Origin of the sequence: Gordonia sp. ALPHA1B1 (assembly GCF_005502615.1) — a bacterium.
GTDB classification, from domain to species: Bacteria; Actinomycetota; Actinomycetes; order Mycobacteriales; family Mycobacteriaceae; genus Gordonia; species Gordonia hongkongensis.
Genome location: NZ_SCOC01000010.1, coordinates 24,185 through 42,107, shown reverse-complemented (window position 1 = coordinate 42,107; position 17,923 = coordinate 24,185). Strand labels below are relative to the sequence as shown.

General features: G+C 68.2%; 16 protein-coding genes and 1 pseudogene. 11 read left to right on the top strand and 6 right to left on the bottom strand.

The genetic code is table 11. From position 1 onward, the window contains the following. Positions 1-30: 30 nt before the first annotated feature. Both hpnE and thpD read left to right on the top strand, forming a co-directional pair. Positions 31-1,380, top strand: a complete 1,350-nt coding sequence (gene hpnE / locus FFS52_RS09070; protein ID WP_137809456.1) for a hydroxysqualene dehydroxylase HpnE — start codon at positions 31-33, stop codon at positions 1,378-1,380. 235 nt (positions 1,381-1,615) lie between these two features. After that, entirely contained in the window at positions 1,616-2,551 is a 936-nt protein-coding gene (gene thpD, locus FFS52_RS09065) for an ectoine hydroxylase (protein WP_137809455.1), read from the top strand. Positions 2,552-2,761: 210 nt separating this feature from the next. On the opposite strand, the gene FFS52_RS09060 is transcribed toward thpD, so the two are convergent. From FFS52_RS09060 to FFS52_RS09050, 3 genes are read right to left on the bottom strand one after another with little or no spacing between them, the layout of a single operon-like run. Next, positions 2,762-3,901 (bottom strand): CoA transferase, encoded by a 1,140-nt coding sequence (locus tag FFS52_RS09060; protein ID WP_065632510.1) that lies wholly within the window; start codon positions 3,899-3,901, stop codon positions 2,762-2,764. A 42-nt stretch (positions 3,902-3,943) separates the two neighbouring features. Next, the gene (locus FFS52_RS09055; protein ID WP_065632511.1) at positions 3,944-4,948 is read right to left on the bottom strand and encodes a MaoC family dehydratase; all 1,005 of its coding nucleotides are present in this window, start codon (positions 4,946-4,948) and stop codon (positions 3,944-3,946) included. Then, entirely contained in the window at positions 4,945-5,817 is an 873-nt protein-coding gene (locus tag FFS52_RS09050) for a CoA ester lyase (protein ID WP_137809454.1), read from the bottom strand. Before FFS52_RS09050 ends, FFS52_RS09055 begins: the two co-directional genes overlap by 4 nt. A gap of 116 nt (positions 5,818-5,933) precedes the next feature. Here FFS52_RS09050 and FFS52_RS09045 point away from each other — a divergent pair, with 116 nt between their 5' ends. Then, positions 5,934-7,085, top strand: a complete 1,152-nt coding sequence (locus FFS52_RS09045; protein ID WP_065632513.1) for an acyl-CoA dehydrogenase family protein — start codon at positions 5,934-5,936, stop codon at positions 7,083-7,085. A gap of 35 nt (positions 7,086-7,120) precedes the next feature. Further along, entirely contained in the window at positions 7,121-7,876 is a 756-nt protein-coding gene (locus FFS52_RS09040) for a GntR family transcriptional regulator (RefSeq protein ID WP_137809453.1), read from the top strand. Between the two features lie 342 nt (positions 7,877-8,218). On the opposite strand, the gene FFS52_RS09035 is transcribed toward FFS52_RS09040, so the two are convergent. Further along, entirely contained in the window at positions 8,219-9,700 is a 1,482-nt protein-coding gene (locus FFS52_RS09035; RefSeq protein ID WP_137809452.1) for an MFS transporter, read from the bottom strand. A gap of 93 nt (positions 9,701-9,793) precedes the next feature. Here FFS52_RS09035 and FFS52_RS09030 point away from each other — a divergent pair, with 93 nt between their 5' ends. After that, positions 9,794-10,285, top strand: coding sequence for a MarR family transcriptional regulator (locus FFS52_RS09030; RefSeq protein ID WP_137809451.1), 492 nt, complete (start codon positions 9,794-9,796; stop codon positions 10,283-10,285). A gap of 41 nt (positions 10,286-10,326) precedes the next feature. Further along, a pseudogene (locus tag FFS52_RS09025) lies at positions 10,327-11,153 on the top strand (SDR family oxidoreductase). Here FFS52_RS09025 and FFS52_RS09020 read toward each other — a convergent pair. Beyond that, a complete protein-coding gene (locus FFS52_RS09020) occupies positions 11,150-12,022 on the bottom strand; it encodes a siderophore-interacting protein (protein ID WP_058249747.1) in 873 nt (290 codons plus the stop codon). The pseudogene FFS52_RS09025 and the gene FFS52_RS09020 overlap by 4 nt on opposite strands. Before the next feature lie 88 nt (positions 12,023-12,110). On the opposite strand from FFS52_RS09020, the gene FFS52_RS09015 reads away from it, so the two are divergent. Next, entirely contained in the window at positions 12,111-13,172 is a 1,062-nt protein-coding gene (locus FFS52_RS09015) for an enoyl-CoA hydratase/isomerase family protein (RefSeq protein WP_137809450.1), read from the top strand. A gap of 70 nt (positions 13,173-13,242) precedes the next feature. Further along, a complete protein-coding gene (locus tag FFS52_RS09010; RefSeq protein ID WP_058249749.1) occupies positions 13,243-14,019 on the top strand; it encodes an enoyl-CoA hydratase in 777 nt (258 codons plus the stop codon). An 89-nt stretch (positions 14,020-14,108) separates the two neighbouring features. Here FFS52_RS09010 and FFS52_RS09005 read toward each other — a convergent pair whose 3' ends face one another. Further along, positions 14,109-14,996: a LysR substrate-binding domain-containing protein gene (locus tag FFS52_RS09005; RefSeq protein ID WP_065632567.1), complete on the bottom strand. Its 888-nt coding sequence runs from the start codon at positions 14,994-14,996 to the stop codon at positions 14,109-14,111. 91 nt (positions 14,997-15,087) lie between these two features. Between FFS52_RS09005 and FFS52_RS09000 the strand changes: the two genes are divergently transcribed. From FFS52_RS09000 to FFS52_RS08990, 3 genes are read left to right on the top strand one after another with little or no spacing between them, the layout of a single operon-like run. Further along, positions 15,088-16,326: an acetyl-CoA C-acetyltransferase gene (locus FFS52_RS09000; protein ID WP_065632568.1), complete on the top strand. Its 1,239-nt coding sequence runs from the start codon at positions 15,088-15,090 to the stop codon at positions 16,324-16,326. Next, positions 16,323-17,090, top strand: a complete 768-nt coding sequence (gene pcaD, locus FFS52_RS08995) for a 3-oxoadipate enol-lactonase (protein WP_137809449.1) — start codon at positions 16,323-16,325, stop codon at positions 17,088-17,090. Before FFS52_RS09000 ends, pcaD begins: the two co-directional genes overlap by 4 nt. Next, positions 17,087-17,920 (top strand): CoA transferase subunit A, encoded by an 834-nt coding sequence (locus FFS52_RS08990; protein ID WP_065632570.1) that lies wholly within the window; start codon positions 17,087-17,089, stop codon positions 17,918-17,920. The genes pcaD and FFS52_RS08990 overlap by 4 nt, the downstream gene beginning before the upstream one ends. Positions 17,921-17,923 lie beyond the last annotated feature (3 nt).

Here is a 17,923-nt window from a genome sequence, read left to right as displayed (position 1 = left end):
TCGGTCAGCCCTGACCGCTAATCTGTCGCCATGCATTGTGTGGTCGTGGGTGGGGGACTGGCCGGACTGGCGTCGGCGGTCTGGCTGTCGGAGGCGGGGCAACGCGTCACCCTGCTCGAACGTCGGGGTTCGCTCGGTGGGCGCACCATCTCGATGCCGCTGCACGCCGTCGACGACGTGCCCGACAACGGGCAGCACGTCTTCGCCAGCGGGTACGAGCACCTCATGCGCTATCTGGACAGCGTCGGTACGCGGGAGCACGTGGCCTTCCCGGGTCACATGACGGTCCGGATGCCCGGTGGGTCGACGCGCCGATCGGCGTTCACCGGCCTGCCCGGACTGCGGGCCGCACTCGGCGACCTTCCCGGGGTGACCGGCCTCGACCGGTTGCGCACGGCGCGTGCGCAGATCAGGTTGATACGGCAGGCATTTCGGCAACCCGACTGGCTCGACGACGTGACCGCCGACGAATGGTTCCGTCGCATCGGACTGCCGCAGTCGGCACGGGATGCGTTGTGGGACGGCATCGTCATCGGCCTCACCGGCGACAAGCCCGACATCTCCTCGGCCAAGGTCCCGGCCGATCTGCTCGTCACGGGAGCCCGCCGGGCGCGGGAGACGCGCACGCCGATCTCGATCGGGTATCCCACCGTCGATCTCGACACGTTGTTCATCGACGGCGCCGAGAAGCGCTTCGCCGACGCCGGTGTGGAGGTCCGACACCGTGCGGTGGTCTCGTCGATCGACGTCACCGACGGGACGGTGAGCGGGGTGACGCTGGCCGACGGCGAGAAGATCACGGCCGACGCCGTCATCTGCGCGGTACCGGTGTGGAGCGTGAAGGGTCTGCTCGACCAGGTGCCCGGGCACGAGCGGATCTATCGCGCCGTCGAGAACCTGACCCCCGTGCCCATCGTCAGTGTGAACCTCTATCTCGACCGCTCGATCGGGATGACCGACTGGGGCGAGATCCTCTACGGCGGTGAGGGAGTGCTCGAACAGGTCTGGGACCGCCAGCGCATGCACGGGCGCGAACCACGCGACAACTACTTCTACTCGACGACGGTGTCGGCGTCCTACGATCTGATCTCGAAGACGAACGCCGAGATCACCGAGATGCAGATGGACATGCTGCGCCGCTACTTCCCGCAGGCGGCGAACGCGCAGGTGGTCCACAGCCACGTGGTCCGGATGCCGAAATCGACCTTCGCGCAACGACCCGGGACCGCCGGCCTCCGCCCAGACCAGCGCACCGAGGTCGACGGCCTCGCCCTCGCCGGTGACTGGACCCGCACCGACTGGACCACGACGATGGAGGGCGCGTGTCAGAGCGCGGCGCGGGCCGTCGACATCATCCTGGAGTTCGCCCGGCTCGGCTGAGTCGAGGACTTTCTCCGCGGCGCATACCAGCATGGTTGCGGGGGTTTGTCGTCCCTGGCAGGGTGCACATATACGGCCGTTTCCCGAAGGGCGTGCAGAACTCCGCGCCGCGGACGCCGTACCTCGCGACGCGTCGTCGTGCGACGGTCGCGCACAACACAATCACCTTGCCTGCCGCCGGGGCAGAACTGCTCCGCGAGCGGCCCGCCGGATGAGGGAAAGGATCGTTGCGATCGTGGTAACTCACACAGCAGCCAGAACTCCAGAAGCCGCCGACGTCTCGCCCGGCGCGCAGTCGACGAGCACACCCGTCGACGTCTACCGCACCCGGCTCGCGCAGCGCAGCCAGATCGAACCGCGCCCACACAACACCGTGTGGGGGAGCATGGGAAACCCGGGCCCGCTGTCCGCGCCCGAACTCCGGCACTATGCCGATCGCGGATACCACACGGAGACAAACATTCTCGCGGACGCCGACATCGCCGACTGCCTACGCGAGGTGGAGTCGATCACCGAGCGGCTCGGCGACGACGATCGGGTGATCCGCGAATCGTCGAGCGGGCAAGTGCGATCGCTGTTCGCGGTGCATCAGCTCAGTGACGTCATCGCCGAGATCTGTTCGCGTGAAACGATTGCCGGGGTGGCCCGGCAGATCCTCGACGACGACGTCACGATCCACCAGAGCCGCATCAACCTGAAACCCGGGTTCGCGGGCGGTCCGTTCTACTGGCACTCGGACTTCGAGACGTGGCACGCCGAGGACGGCATGCCCGCCCCACGTGCGCTGAGCGTCTCGCTGGCCTTGACGCCGAACTACACCACCAACGGTCCGCTGATGATCATCCCGGGTTCGCACCGCCGGTTCGTCAGCTGTGTGGGCGAGACACCTGATGACTACCACCGGGAATCGCTGACGTCGTATCGGCCGCCATTCGGGACACCGGAGGAGGAGGACGTCGCGAGCCTCGCCGACGAACTCGGTATCGACACGATCACCGGCCCCGCCGGGTCCGCACTGTATTTCGACTCGAACTGCATGCACGCGTCCGGCGGGAACATCACGCCCTTCCCGCGCAGCAATCTGTTCGTCGTCTTCAACGCGAAATCGAACGCCCTCCAGGCGCCGTTCGGCGGGACCGCGCCACGCCCGGATCATCTGGCGCACAGGTGAGTTCGTCGTCCCCTGCTCCCTGAGGTGCGAGCGGCACGGCCCTGCTCCTTAACCCGAGAGAACGACCTGCCCCCTGCTCCCTGAGGAGCGCCCGGAGCTTGCGGAGGGCGCGTCACGAAGGGTCCCGTAACGTGTCTCGCCAGACCCTTCGTGACGCTCGCAAGCTCGCTCCTCAGCTCAGGGAGCGGAGGGGTCACAGGTGAACGACCTTCAGAACCCCGTCGACGAGCCCAGGTCCGGGGCCGGCCCGGCGAAGTAGTGCTCACCGTCGAAAATGGCCGGCAGGCCGGCGGCCAGGTAGGTGCCGATGCCGGGCTGCTCCAGCTCGGTGAAGAGCGGATTGCGCTGCAGAACACCTGATTCGACGACCTCGTCAAAAGTCCGGTAACGCTCCCAGAGCACGGAGGTCTGCGCCAGCGCGGCCTCGACCTCGACAGACGTGTGTCGCGCGAACCACGCCGCGAACAGCGGTGTGAGGACACCGCGGTGAATGTACCGGTCGTCCTCCCTGACGAAGTCCGCTCCCAGCGCCCGTTCGACGGCCGCGACCGCCTCGCCGGTCCCGGTCATCTCGACCAGCCCGCGGAAATGCCGCGGGGTCAGGGCGACGAGCATGAAGCGAGAGTCATCCGCGGTGACGAAATCGGTTCCGTAGGTGCCGTATACGTCGTTCCCGGTGGCCGGTCGGGTGTCGCCACTCAGCTGCGGTTCGGTGAGATAGCCGAGCGTCCCGGCGATGGCGAGAGCGGTGTCCTCCAGGGGCAGGGTGATCTGCGCCCCCATCCCGTTCTGGTCGCGGCGCCGGACGGCGGCCGTGATCGCCAGTGCGGCATAGAGGCCGCACGCGACATCCCACGCCGGCAGTACGTGATTGACGACGCCGGCGTAGTCGGTGGGGCCGGTGATCGACGGGAATCCGAGTGCCGCGTTGACTGTGTAGTCGACTCCGGGAGTGCCGTCGGTCCGGCCGAGCAGTTCCAGGGTGATGACGTCGGAGCGCCGCGCCGACAGCGTCTCGTGACTCATCCACGACCGTCCGCCCGCGTTGGTGACCAGGATTCCGCCGCCCGGCCCGCTGTCGATGACAAGATCCTGGATCATTCGCTGTCCCTGGGGGTCACGGAAGTCGACGGTGACGGACTTCTTGCCGCGGTTGAGCCCGGTCCAGTAGATCGAGTTGCCGTCATCGGTGACCGGCCAGCGGTTGATGTCGGCGGCCCCGCCGATTGGGTCGACCCGGATCACCTCGGCGCCGAGCTGCGACAGGGTCAGGCCGCACAGGGGTGAGGCGACGAAGCTCGACACCTCCACGACGCGGAGGCCTTCGAGCGGACGGGGATGCGAGCTCATGCGCGGAAACTCCTGGAGTGGAATGGGGGATTCGGCAGACGATCAGGCCATCAGGACGCGGAAACGCCAGTCGAGGACCTCGCGATCGGAGTCGTCGCCGTGTGCGACGACGGTGGAGCGCAGGCGCAGGACGCCGCCGGCGGCGAGCGGCGTCGCCTCCTCGACGAGGATCGTCGAACTGAGGGTGTCGCCCTCGTGCACCGGTCCGGTGTGGTCGCACGAATCCCAGCCGGTCACCGTCACCAGGTTCGGCAGCGCCCGGTTCGCCTGCGCGAGGGCCAGTCCGATGGTGTGCCCGCCGTAGACCAGCCGACCGCCGGCGGCCGCACCGGCCACCCGCTCGTCGTGGTGGGTGGCTGCGATGTTCAGCGAGAGCCGGGCGAGTTCGGGTGCGCTGGACACCACGTCGGCGCTGGAGGAGAAGGCGCGTCCGGCAAACTCGGATGAGAAATGTTGTCCGCGTGCGGATTCGCGATAGGTGTCGAGGTCCCATTCGGGGATGAACGGTTGCGCATCGTCTCCCGGTCCGATGGTGCTCAGGTCGTCAGCGTGCACGGTCCGCCCGGGATCGGCGTCGGGTGACAACGGCAGCATCGCGCACCGGTAGAAGTCGAGGACGGTGACGCCGGTCTGATCGGTGGTGACCATGTGGAGCGCGGCGAGCCCGGTCGGCGCACGTCCTGGCTTCGGTGTGTTCTCGCGCAGCCCGACCACTTCGGTGACGGTCGTCAACGTGTCGCCGATCCGGGGGTGGCTCAGGAACCGCAGGCCGCGGTAGAAGAGGTTCGCCTTCACGTGGTGGGTGGCCAGCGTGGATTGACCGATCGCGACGTCGGTGACCAGGCCGGGATGGGCGAGGACGCCACCCACCACGCGATCCGAGAGATGGGCGTCGAGCGAGAGTCGAAGGCGGTCACCGAGAATCGCTTGGTGCGTCGCGGCGAGACCGGATGTCAACGTGAGCGACGGCGCGTCGTCGAACAACTGTCCATGGGACAGTTCGTCGAAGAACGGGCCGCCCACGGCGACCGGCTCGGACGCGCTCATTCGGACGCAGCCTTGGCGAGGACGCGCCGCGCGGACACCGCGAGCGCCTCGTCGAGCATTCGGCCGTCGAGCTCGGCCGCACCGGCACCCGCGGCGGCTGCCTGCTCGAGTGCATCCAGCACCCGTCGCGCGTCCTCCACGGCGGCGGCGTCCGGGGTGAAGATGTCGATGGCGGACTGCAGTTGAGCCGGATGGATCACCCAGGTGCCGTCGAAGCCGAGGTCGCGGACCCAGCGCTTGGCGTCGCGGAAGGTGTCGTCGTCGGCGATCGTCAGATGCGGTCCGTCGATGACGTCCACGCCGGCCGCGCGCGCGGCGAGCAGCACCGAGTCCTGGACGACGTGCCACGTCTGCATCGCCAGGCCGGGGCTGCGTCCCAAGGATGCGGCGAGATCGGCGTAACCGATGAGGACGGCGTCGAGCCGGTTCGTGGCCGCGCAGATGGCGCCGGCGTCACGGATGCCGCGCGGTGATTCGAGCAACGCCTGCAGACGGACCGGCGCTCGGCCGAGCTGCTCGTCGGCCGACCGGAGGTCGGCGGGCGAGTCGGCCTTCGGCAGCACCACCGACGTCAGGTTCGGCATCTGGGCGCAGGCGGCGAGATCGGCGCCGGCCCAAGGCGTGTCGATCGCGTTGATGCGCAACGAGATCGCGCGGTCGGCGCCGAACTCGGCGACCAGGTCGGCGGCCGCTGCGCGTGCGGAGTCCTTGTTCGCCGGGGTCACCGCGTCCTCGAGGTCGAGCACGACCTCATCGGCGATCGAAGCCAGCGCCTTGCGGGCCTTGCGGTCGTCGGAGGCGGGCGCGACCAGGACGGCTCGTCTTCTCTGCACGGTTGCTCCAGGGGTCGAGATCAAATGTGCGGCCATATGTGATGCGGTTCCGGTTGTATCAGACCGCGCCGAGCTTTGGGAAGTGTTGACAGGTCCGACGGGGATCGACAAAATGGCCGTACAAATCCGCCGTAGATCGTAGGGGCACCGTCATGAGCTCACTTTCCGCCGAAGAGGCATTCCTGGTCGACACTGTGCGGTCCTTCGTCGACCGCGAGGTGAAGCCGTCGGTCCAGGAGGTCGAGCATGCCAACGAATATCCCGAGAAGTGGATCGAGCAGATGAAGCAGATCGGCATCTACGGGCTGGCGGTGCCCGAGGAGTTCGGCGGTTCGCCGGTGTCGATGCCGTGCTATGCGCAGGTCACCCAGGAACTCGCGCGCGGCTGGATGAGTCTGGCCGGCGCGATGGGTGGGCACACGGTTGTCGCGAAGTTGTTGACGCTGTTCGGCACCGACGAGCAGAAGCTCGAGTACCTGCCGCGGATGGCGACCGGTGAACTGCGCGCCACCATGGCGCTCACCGAACCGGGCGGCGGGTCGGATCTGCAGGCGATGTCGACCGTGGCGAAGACCGATGGCGACGAGCTGGTCATCAACGGTGCGAAGACCTGGATCAGCAACGCCCGGCGTTCCGGGCTGATCGCGCTGATGTGCAAGACCGATCCCGGCGCGCAGCCGCGCCACAAGGGCATCTCGATCGTGCTCGTCGAACACGGACCCGGGCTGACCGTGTCACGCGACCTGCCCAAGCTCGGCTACAAGGGTGTCGAGAGCTGCGAGCTGTCCTTCGACGGTTACCGCATCCCGCAGACGGCGATCCTGGGCGAGGTGCCCGGCAAGGGATTCGGTCAGATGATGAAGGGCTTGGAGACCGGTCGAATCCAGGTCGCCTGCCGAGCGCTGGGCGTCGCGACCGCGGCACTCGAGGACTCGCTCGCCTACGCGCAGCAGCGGGAATCCTTCGGACAGCCGATCTGGAAGCATCAGTCGATCGGCAACTATCTCGCCGACATGGCGACCAAGCTCACCGCAGCGCGCCAGCTGACCTGGCACGCGGCCGAACAGTACGACCGGGGTGAGCGCTGCGACATGGAGGCGGGGATGGCCAAGCTCTACGCCTCCGAGGTGGCGATGGAAATCGCCCTGAACGCCGTCCGCATCCACGGTGGTTACGGGTACTCCACCGAGTTCGACGTCGAGCGATACTTCCGGGACGCGCCCCTGATGATCGTCGGCGAGGGCACCAACGAGATCCAACGCAATGTCATTGCGGCACAACTCGTGTCGCGCGGCGGGATCTGAGCGGCACGCCGTCGTCCGGCGGGAGAGTGGGTTCCATGCGCGAGTCCGAGCAGTCCGCACCTGCGTACAAGACGCTGGCCGCGGAATTGCGCGCGCAGATCGTCGCGGGCAGATACGCCGACGGTGTGCGGCTGCCGACCGAATCCGAGCTCTCCCAGGAGTACGGGCTCAGCCGGCAGACCGTCCGCCGCGCGTTCCTCGAACTCGTGACCGAGGGCTCGGTGTACCGCGTGCCCGGCCGGGGAACATTCGCGACCGAGACCGCGGGTCAGTACCTGCGCCAGCTGGGTTCGATCGAGGACCTCATGAACCTGTCGACGGACACCGAGATGCAGGTGATCGAATCACCCTCGCGTCGCGTGGATCTCGAGGCGGCCGGTCGCCTGAGACTGGACACCGACGTGGTGTACCGCATCGTCTTCCAGCGATTCCACGACGGCGTCCCGTTCGTGGTGACCACCGTGTGGTGGCCGGAGTCGGTCGCACGCCTCGTGATCGACGCCCCGGAAGTCGAGACCGGAGCGCGGAGTGATCACACGATGATCGGCCTGCTGGAACCTCATCTCCTGCACCCGATCGAGGAGTGTGCGCAGTCGATCACCGCCACCATCGCCGATGCCGAGACCGCCGCACGGCTCGGATGCCCGGTGGGGCACACGGTGCTGCGTGTCGATCGGTTGTACACCGATTCACGCGGCCGGGCAGTCGAACTCGCGGTCAGCCACTTCCTTCCCGAGCACTACACGTATCGGGTGACGCTCCGTCGCAGCGCCGACCCGCGGCCGGAGTGAGCCGGCGCCCTCTGCTCCCCGGCGAGCGCGACCCCCTGCTCCCTGAGGAGCGCGACCCCCTGCTCCCTATCCGAAAGAACGACATAGCCATTGCTCCCTGAGGTGCGAGGAGCGCAAGCGACGAGCCACGAAGGTCTTGGCGACGTATCTCACCAGGACCCTTCGTGACGGCCTCCGCAAGCTCCGGCCTCCTCAGGGAGCAGTTGGTGGCTCGCTTCGCTCGCACCTCAGGGAGCAGTTGGTGGCTCGCTTCGCTCGCACCTCAGGGAGCAGTTGTTGGCTCGCTTCGCTCGCACTTCGAGGAGTAGTGGGCACGCGCCCTCTAACGAAGCGGTACCCCTGTCAGCCCCGAGCCGGGAGGGGTTGCTCCTCCGGCACATTCGACGATCCGCGACGCGAGGGGATGGTCAGTGTGATCGCCATGCCGACGAAGGCGGCGGCCGCGGCGACGAGGAAGCACCAGGTGAACGTCGACTGGTCGGGCACCTCGGTGCCGCCGAGCGAGATCGTGGCACTGGCCAGGATCAGTGCCATCACGGCGGAGGCGACGGTGGTGCCCAGCGAACGCATGAGTCCGTTGAGTCCCACGGCGGCACCGGCTTCGGTGGCCGGCACCGATCCCATGATCAGGGTCGGCATCGCCGCGTAGCCGACCCCCACACCGATGGCACACACGATCGAGGCCAGCATCAGCTTCCAGGCCGCGTCCATGAGGAAGAAGGCGAGCAGGTAGCCGCATCCCAGGATGGCGGCGCCGATGGCGAGGGTGATCTTGGCGCCGATCCGGTTGATGAGGATGCCCGAGACCGGCGCGAAGATCATCATCATCAATCCGCCGGGCGCCATCCACAGGCCCGCGGCCAGAAGCGACTGTCCCAGACCGTATCCGGTGGCTTCCGGTAGGCGCAGCAGCATCGGCAGCACGATGGACTGGGCCATCATGCCGAATCCGATCGCCGCGGCCGCGATGTTGGTCAGCAGGACGGCGGGTCGTGCGGTGGTGCGCAGGTCGACGAGCGGCTCGCGCTGGCGCAGTTCGAAGAACCCCCATCCGATCAGCACCAGGATTCCGCCGATGCCGAGTCCCAGTGTGGCGCCGGACGTCCAGCCCCAGTCGTTGGCCTTCGACACCGCGATGAGGAAGGCGGACAGTCCCACGGCCAGCCCGATCGCGCCGGGGATGTCGATGCGGCCGCCGGCGGCGTCGTTGACGCGCGGGACCAGGACCAGCATCGCCACCGTGACGAGGACGCCGAGGCCGGCTGCCACGTAGAACAGGGCGTGCCAATCCCAGGTCTGCACGATCCAGGCCGCCAGCGGGAGGCCGATCGCACCGCCGACGCCGAGCGTGGCACTCATCGCGGCGACGGCCATCGAGGTGATCCGGGGCGGAGTGATCTCACGGATGAGGCTCATACCGACGGGGATGAATCCCATGGCCAGGCCCTGCACGCCGCGTCCGATGATGAGCGGGATGAGCGAATCGCCCAGCGCGCAGATCAGCGAACCGACGGTGAGCAGCACCGCGCTCACCAGGAGGACACGCTGCTTGCCGAACATGTCGCCGAGGCGTCCGGCGATCGGCATGGCCACGGCGGCGGCGAGCAGCGTCGCGGTGATGATCCACGATGCGTTGCCGATCGATGTCCCGAGCAGACGGGGCAGGTCGGGCTGGATCGGGATGATCAGCGTCTGCATCAGCGAGGCGACCAGGCCGCCGAAACACAGCACCACGACGCTGCCGATCGCGCCGGCGGGTGCCTTCTCGACGGCGTCGGACGCGTCGTCGGTCAGCTCGGGCGCGGAACCTCGTACTTGGCTCATGGGGGAGACCTCCTTCGAGGTATGCAGCATACATATGTAATGTACACATGCAAATCGGACAGTAGATTGTCCACGTCGACAGATGGAGGAGAGATGTCGGAGGACCATGCGCCCTGGCAGTCGCCGGTGCATCGTGACCTGGCGCAGGAGTTGCTGCGGATGTCACGGCGTCGCAGCCTGGTGCACCCCGCGGTCGGCCTGGAACGCTCGGCCTTCGCGATCCTCTGGATTCTCTCCGACGGTCGGCCGCGGACGTTGCGGGAGCTGACCGCCGACCTCCAGCTCGAGCAGTCGACGGTCAACCGGCAGGTCAACGCCGCCATCAAACACGGCTACGTCGAGCGGTTCGAGGTCGAGGACTCGTTGTCGAAGTTGATCCGCCCGACCGAGGCCGGGCGAGAGGCGTTCCGGCGCGACGGCCTGCTGCGTGCCGAACGGCTCGAGCAGGTCTTCGCCGATCTGGCCCCGGGCTCGCCGCAGGCCCTGCTCCACGAGCTGCGTGCCTTCAACGACGCCTACGAGCGGACCCAGCACCGGCACGGTGCGGCCGATGAATCCGACCGCGGGAAAAGGGGATTGGCGTGACATCGGCCGGCACATACGCGGTGACGGGCTCGGCGTCGGGGATGGGTGCGTCGGTGGCCGCCGCCTTGCGCGCGGACGGTCACACCGTGATCGGGGTCGATCAGCGCGATGCCGACGTCGTCGCCGATCTGTCGACACCCGATGGCCGACGCCGCGCGGCCGACGAGGTCCTCGCCCGATCCGGCGGGCAAGTCGACGGGGCCGTGCTGGCGGCGGGCATGGGCCCCGCGGCCGGGCGGGAGCGGATGATCGTCGAGGTCAACGTGTTCGGGGTGACCGAGCTGCTGACCGCTTGGCGGCCCGCCCTGGCCGCCTCGGAGAAGGCGAAAGTGGTTGTCTTCGGCTCGAATTCGACGACGGTCACGCCGCTGGTCCCGAAATCCGCCATCCGACGCCTGCTGGCTGGCGACCCCGAGGGGGCCGTCCGGGTGTGATCCGACGCCGGCGCGGCGTCACGGGCCCGGTGGCGTACGCGTCGTCGAAGATCGCGGTCACGCAGTGGTGCCGCCTGCACGGGACGGCGACCGAATGGGCCGGTGAGGGCATCCGGGTCAACGTCCTCGCTCCCGGGCCGGTCATGACGCCGCTGTTGCAGTCGCAACTCGACGGTCCGCAGGCCGGGCACGTGAAGTCGTTTCCGGTTCCGGTGCGCGAGTACGGAACTCCTGACCAGCTCGCCGCCTGGGTCATGCTGATGCTGTCACCGGCGGCGGACTTCATGGCCGGCGCGGTCGTCACCGTCGACGGCGGCACCGAAGCCTTGATGCGCGCACGGGACTGGCCGTCGCCGCTGCCCCCGCGGGCGATACCCCGGTTCCTATGGACGATGTATCGTGCCCCCGACAAGGGCATGGTCGCCGAGTACTAGAGGCCGGCCCGCTCGAGCGCCTCGTCGAACTCTTCCGACGCCTGCTTCTCGCTCTTGCCGTCGTCGAGCGCCTGGCGATAGACGGCGAACAGTTCCGCGCCCCGCTCCACATAGGCCTGCGTCCATCGCTCGGCGTCGACACGCCAATAGCCGATGACGTCGTACGACCGGCGGTCCCAGCGAAGATTGCCGCGCAGGTGCTTGCGGATCGCACGCGACTCCGCCGCCTCGCCGGCGAACCAGCAGTACGCGCCCGAAGTCGGCAGGGTGAGTCCGCAGACCGTGTCCGCGAGACGGCTCGGCGTGCGGGAGTTGCCGCCGACGAGCGTGATCAGCTCGACGTCGCGCTCGGGCAGATAGGCCAGTTCGGTCGGGGCGGGCACCTCGACCACGGCGGTGACACCGTCGGTCGACGGCAGTTCGTCGAGGATTCGGGCCAGGGCGGGGAGTCCGGCCAGATCGGCGGCGAGGATCAGGCGTTCGACGCCGGCGGGTGGTGCGTACCAGCACCGCGCGTGCGTCATCACCACGTCGTGCCCCGCTTCGGCGCGCTGGGCCCACAGCGTTGCAGGGCCGGCGGCATGGATGACGAAGTCGACGACCATGGTGCCGGCGGAGTGGTCGACCGAGCGGATCGAGTAGTTGCGGCCGTCGGGCGCCGGGTCGGTGTCGTAATAGGCCCACGTGCCGTCGCGACATTCCATATCCGGTGTGACACGCTCGGGGTCGTGTGGGAAGTAGATGCCCACGGCTTCGTCGGCGCCGCCGGGCAAGCCGAGTCCTGGCAGATCGTTCACGTCGAAGACGATGCGACGCAGATTGGGCGTCAGGTCGGCGACGTCGGCAACGCGTGCTCTGGAATAGCCCATGAGGTAACCCTAACCTGAGTCGGGCTGGACCCCGGTTACTAGGATATGCAACCATCGGAGAACTGTCGGTGTGGAGAGGAGTTCGCCCGTGTCGGAACCATCGGTCTTGACGGAGGAGAACGGGTCGGCGCGGTCGCTGATCCTGAACCGTCCGAAGTCCATCAACGCGATCGATCACGAGATGGTCGGCTCGATGGCCGTGCACCTCGCGGCCTGGGCCGCCGATGACGCGGTCGAGGCCGTCGTTCTCTCCGGCGCCGGTGAGCGGGGCCTCTGCGCCGGTGGCGACATCGTCGCCATCCATCGCGACGCGTCCGCGTTGAGCGGTAATCCCGAGTCGACCGATCGTGACGCCGAGCAGTCGCCGTCGGCGAGGTTCTGGTTCGACGAATACCGTCTGAACGCGCTGATCTCGGGCTATCCCAAGCCGTATGTCGCGATCATGGACGGCATCGTGATGGGCGGCGGTGTCGGGGTCTCCGCGCACGGCGACATCCGCATCGTCACCGACCGTACGAAACTCGCGATGCCCGAGGTGGGTATCGGCTTCGTGCCCGATGTCGGTGGTACGCATCTGCTTTCGCGCGTTCCGGACGGGCTCGGAACCTACGCCGGCCTCACCGCCGGTCACCTGCGCGGCGCCGACGCCATCGCGATGGGCTTGGCCGATCACTTCGTCCCGTCGGAGTCGCTGCCGGCGTTCCTCGCCGTGATCGGCGAGTCGGGAATCGAGGCGGCACTGTCCGCGCACGCCGTCGACGCGCCGGCTTCCGAACTCGCCGAACATCGCGGATGGATCGCGGAAGCGTTTGCGGCCGATTCGGTCTCGGAGATCATCGAACGATGCCGCGCGGTGGGTTCGCCCTTCGCGGACAAGACCGCCGACGCGATCGAGGCGAAGAGCCCGACTGCACTGGCCGTCACCCTGCGTTCGCTGCGCGAGGCAGCCGGCGACGCGACCCTTGAGGACACCCTGGTGCGCGAGTATCGCGTGTCGGTGCGTTGCCTGCTGCATCCCGACATGGCGGAGGGCATCCGCGCCCAGGTCATCGACAAGGACCGCGATCCGAAGTGGGCCACGTTCTCCGGGGACGCCGTCGACGCCTTCTTCGCGCCACTGCCCGACGACCTCACGTTCCCGACCGTCTGACCGAGACCTTCCCCGGGTGGGAGTCAGCCCGTAACATCCCGCCCGTCACCGAACCGAAAGAGGACTGACCGTGACCGAACACCAGACCATCATCGTCGAGACCAGCGGCCGGGTGGGCATCATCACCCTCAACCGCCCCAAGGCACTGAACGCCCTCAACACCGAGCTGATGAACGAAGTGGTCGGTGCCGTCCGGGAGTTCGACGTCGACCAGGGGATCGGCGCCATCGTGATCACCGGCTCGGAAAAGGCGTTTGCCGCGGGTGCCGACATCAAGGAGATGTCGTCGAAGTCCTACGCGGACGTGGTCAACGAGCAGTTCTTCGGTGCCTGGGATGAGCTGTCGCGGGCGCGCACGCCGATCATCGCCGCCGTCACCGGCTACGCCCTCGGCGGCGGCTGCGAGCTCGCGATGCTGTGCGACACCATCATCGCCGGCGACAACGCCGTCTTCGGTCAGCCCGAGATCAACCTCGGCGTCATCCCCGGGATCGGCGGCTCGCAGCGTCTCACCCGCGCCGTGGGCAAGGCCAAGGCGATGGACATGGTGCTGACCGGCCGCCAGATGAAGGTCGACGAGGCCGAACGCCTCGGCCTCGTCTCGCGCGTCGTTCCCAAGGAGGACTGCCGCGCCGCCGCCATCGAGGTCGCCGAGGTCATCGCCTCGAAGTCGCTGATCGCCTCCGCCGCCGCCAAGGACGCGGTCAATCGCGCGTTCGAGTCGAGCCTCGTCGAGGGTGTCCGCGCCGAGCGCGCGCTCTTCTACTCCACGTTCGCGACCGACGACCAGACCGAGGGCATGGCCGCCTTCGTCGAGAAGCGGGACCCGAACTTCACCCACCGCTGATCCGAGACATTCGCAAACCCACCTCTTTTCGGTGTTTCCACCCCCTGTGTGGTGGGTGGATATACCGAAAAGGGGTGGGTTTGCGGCGTTCAGGAGAGTGTGCGCAACACCGCCAGGACCCGGTCGACGAGCGGGGACTGGGGCCCGTCGGGGAACGCGACGGCCAGTTCGACCTCGTCGTCGGTGTCGAGCGGGCGGTAGACGACGCCGGGTATACCGAGCGCTGAGGTGGGTTCAGGGACCAGGGCGACCCCCACCCCCGCGGCGACGAGTGTCACCAGCGTCGACGTCTCCTCGACCTCGTGCCGGATGCGCGGGACGAATCCCGCGCGTCCGGCGGCCGCCGACAGGACCCCGTGCATGACCGACTTCCCGCTGCCCGCGTGCACGATGAAGTCGTCGCCGCCCAACAGCGCGAGGTCGACGGGCGTATCCGATGCGCCGTGGGCGAGCGGGTGATCGTGGGGCAGTGCCACGATGAGGCGGTCGCTGCGGATCGACTCGACCCGCAGTCCGGTGGTGTTGATGGGCATGCGCAGTAAGGCAAGGTCGATGTCCCCGGACTCGAGCGCGGCGATCTGGGCCGGTGCCAGCATCTCGCCGCGAACGTGGACGTCCACATCGGGCAGTTCGTCGCTCAGTGCGCGCACGAGCGCGGGCAACAGCGAGTAGGTGGCCGAACCCACGCACCCGATCGCGAGGTTGCCCTGCCGCCCGTCGGCGATCCGTTGCGCCTGTCGTGCAGCGGCGTCGACCGAGTCCAGGATCGCGACGGCTCGCTGCAGGTAATCCGCACCTGCCGGGGTCAGCTCGACACGACGCGTCGACCGGGCCAGCAGTGCGACACCGAGCTCGTCCTCCAGCTGGCGGATCTGCTGAGACAGCGGTGGCTGGGCCATGTGGAGCCGCTCGGCGGCCCGGCCGAAGTGCAGCTCCTCGGCGACGGCGCGGAAGTAGCGCAGGTGTCGCAGTTCCATGGAGTCAGTCTAGAGCGTTGATATCTGCTCCATATCAAATGCCGGGATATGGATACTTCTGCATATCGCTGTTGCTTCCTAGGGTGGACTCATGGCATCTCTCACCACGGACGCGGGTACCGACATCGTTGTCTGTTCGCCACTGCGTACCCCGGTCGGGCGCATGGGTGGGGCGCTGTCGACCGTGCCCGTCACCCGACTGGCCACCGACCTCCTTCGCGAACTCGTCCGGCGCACCGGACTCGAGGAGGGTGATGTCGACGACGTGATCCTCGGGCAGGGCTATGCCAACGGTGAGTCGCCGGCGCTCGGTCGCATCGCGGCTCTGGACGCCGGTCTCGGAGTCGGCGTACCCGGAATGCAGATCGACCGTCGCTGCGGTTCCGGGTTACAGGCGATCCTGACCGGGGCGTCGATGGTCGCGACCGGCGGTGCGCGCCTCGTCGTCGCCGGTGGCGCCGAGTCGATGTCGACCGTCGAGCACTACGCGCTGGGTCTTCGGTCGGGGATCAAGCAGGGTGGCGTGGAACTCCGCGATCGCCTCGACCGCGGGCGTCTGACCGCGGGCGGCGAGTCACACCCGGTACCGGGCGGGATGATCGAGACCGCCGAGAATCTCCGTGCGCGGTACGGCATCTCGCGGACCGAGCAGGACGAGTTCGCGGCCCGATCCCACGAACGGGCGATCGCGGCGCACGACAGCGGCCGCTTCACCGACGAGTTGGTGCCCGTCACCATCCCGGGCCGACGTGGCCGTCCCGACACCGTCGTCGACCGCGATGAGCACCCGCGAGCGGACGCTACTGCGGAATCGCTTGCAGCGCTGCGTCCCATCAGGCTCAAGATCGACGGCGAGTCGACGGTCACGGCCGGAAACGCCTCGGGCCAGAACGACGGTGCGGCCATGGCTGTGGTCACCACACGCGCCGAGGCGGAGCGCCGCGGACTGGAACCCCTTCTCGCCCTGCGTTCGTGGGCCGTCACCGGTTGCGAGCCCGAGGTCATGGGCATCGGCCCGGTCGGGGCCACCGCCGCCGCCCTCGACCGCGCCGACCTCACGCTCGACGAGATCGACCTCATCGAACTCAACGAAGCCTTCGCCGCCCAGGTGCTCGCCTGCCTGGCGGAGTGGAAGGTCGACCCGACCGATGAACGACTGAACCCCAACGGGTCCGGGATCTCGCTGGGTCATCCCATCGGAGCCACCGGCGCCCGCATCCTCGCCACCGCGGCCTACGAAGCGCGCCGGCGTGACGCCCGATTCGTCCTGGAGACGATGTGCATCGGCGGCGGACAGGGACTCGCCGCTATCTTCGAGGCGACCCGATGAGCGCGCAGGTGCACGCCGTCGTCACCGGACGTCCCGACGGACCGGCGGTCGTACTGTCCAACTCGCTGGGTTCGACGCATCGGATGTGGGATTCGCAGGTCGCCGCGCTCGAAGAGCGATTCCGCGTGGTGCGCTATGACACCCGGGGGCACGGCGATTCGCCGGTGCCACCGGGGCCGTACTCGATCGATGAGTTGGCCGATGACGTCATCGCGCTGCTGGACCGCTTCGACATCGAACGAGCACACCTCGTCGGGCTGTCGCTCGGCGGGATGACCATGATGCGCGTCGCCGCACGCAATCCCGAACGAGTGGATCGGCTGGCCCTGCTGTGCACGGCGGCGTATCTGCCACCGGCGCAGGGCTGGACGGACCGTGCCGCACTCGTGCGCGCCGACGGCACCTCGGCGGTCGCCGCGGCCGTGGTCCAGCGGTGGTTCACTCCTGGCTACCTCGCCGCGAACACCGAAGCCCGACAGCAGTTCGAGGCCATGGTCGCCGCCACTCCTGCCGAGGGATACGCGGCCTGCTGCGAGGCGATCTCCGCCATGGATCAGCGATCCGACCTGTCGTCGATCATCGCGCCCACACTGGCGATCGCCGGTGCCGATGACCCGGCGACACCGCCGGATCTGTTGCGCGTCATCGTCGATGCCGTGCCGAACGGCCGCCTGCTGGTGGTCCCGGACTCGGCCCACCTGGCCAACGCGGAACAAGTCGACACCATCACTCCCGCACTCATCGAACACCTGGAGCAGCAATGAGCACTCGCGACAGTGCGGCCACGACGACGGTCGTCGACCGTCCCGGCGGCCCGACCAAACTCGCGGCGTCGGCCGCCGAGGCGGTCGCCGACATCCCCGACGGTGCGAGCATCGCGGTCGGCGGCTTCGGGCTGGCCGGCATCCCCGGCTTCCTGATCGACGCGCTCCTCGAGCAGGGGGCGGCGAACCTGACCATCGTCTCCAACAACTGCGGAGCCGACGGTGCGGGTCTGGGTCTGCTGCTGGAGGCCCGGCGCATCGATCGGGTCGTCGCGTCCTACATCGGTGAGAACAAGGAGTTCGGCCGCCAGTTCCTGTCCGGCGAGGTCACCGTCGAACTCACCCCTCAGGGCACCCTCGCCGAACGCATGCGCGCCGGCGGAAGCGGGATCGGGGCGTTCTTCACCCCCACCGGTGTCGGCACGCTTGTCGCCGAAGGCGGACTGCCCTGGCGCTACCACTCCGACGGCACCATCGCGGAGGCGTCCCCGCCCAAGGAGGTTCGGACCTTTCACGGTCGGGAGATGGTCCTCGAGGAGTCGATCGTCACCGACTACGCACTCATCCGGGCCGCCGTCGTCGACACGGATGGCAACTGCCGATTTCATGCTGCCGCACGCAATTTCAATCCGCCGGCGGCGATGGCCGGGCGCATCACCATCGTCGAGGCGGAGAAGGTGGTCGAGGTCGGCGAGCTCGGACCCGACGAGATCCATCTGCCCGGCATCTTCGTGCAGCGGATCGTCGAACTCGCGCCGGAACAGGTCGCGCGCAAGGGGATCGAGAAGCGCACCGTCCGTGAACGTCCCACCGCATCGCCGTCAGCCTAGGAG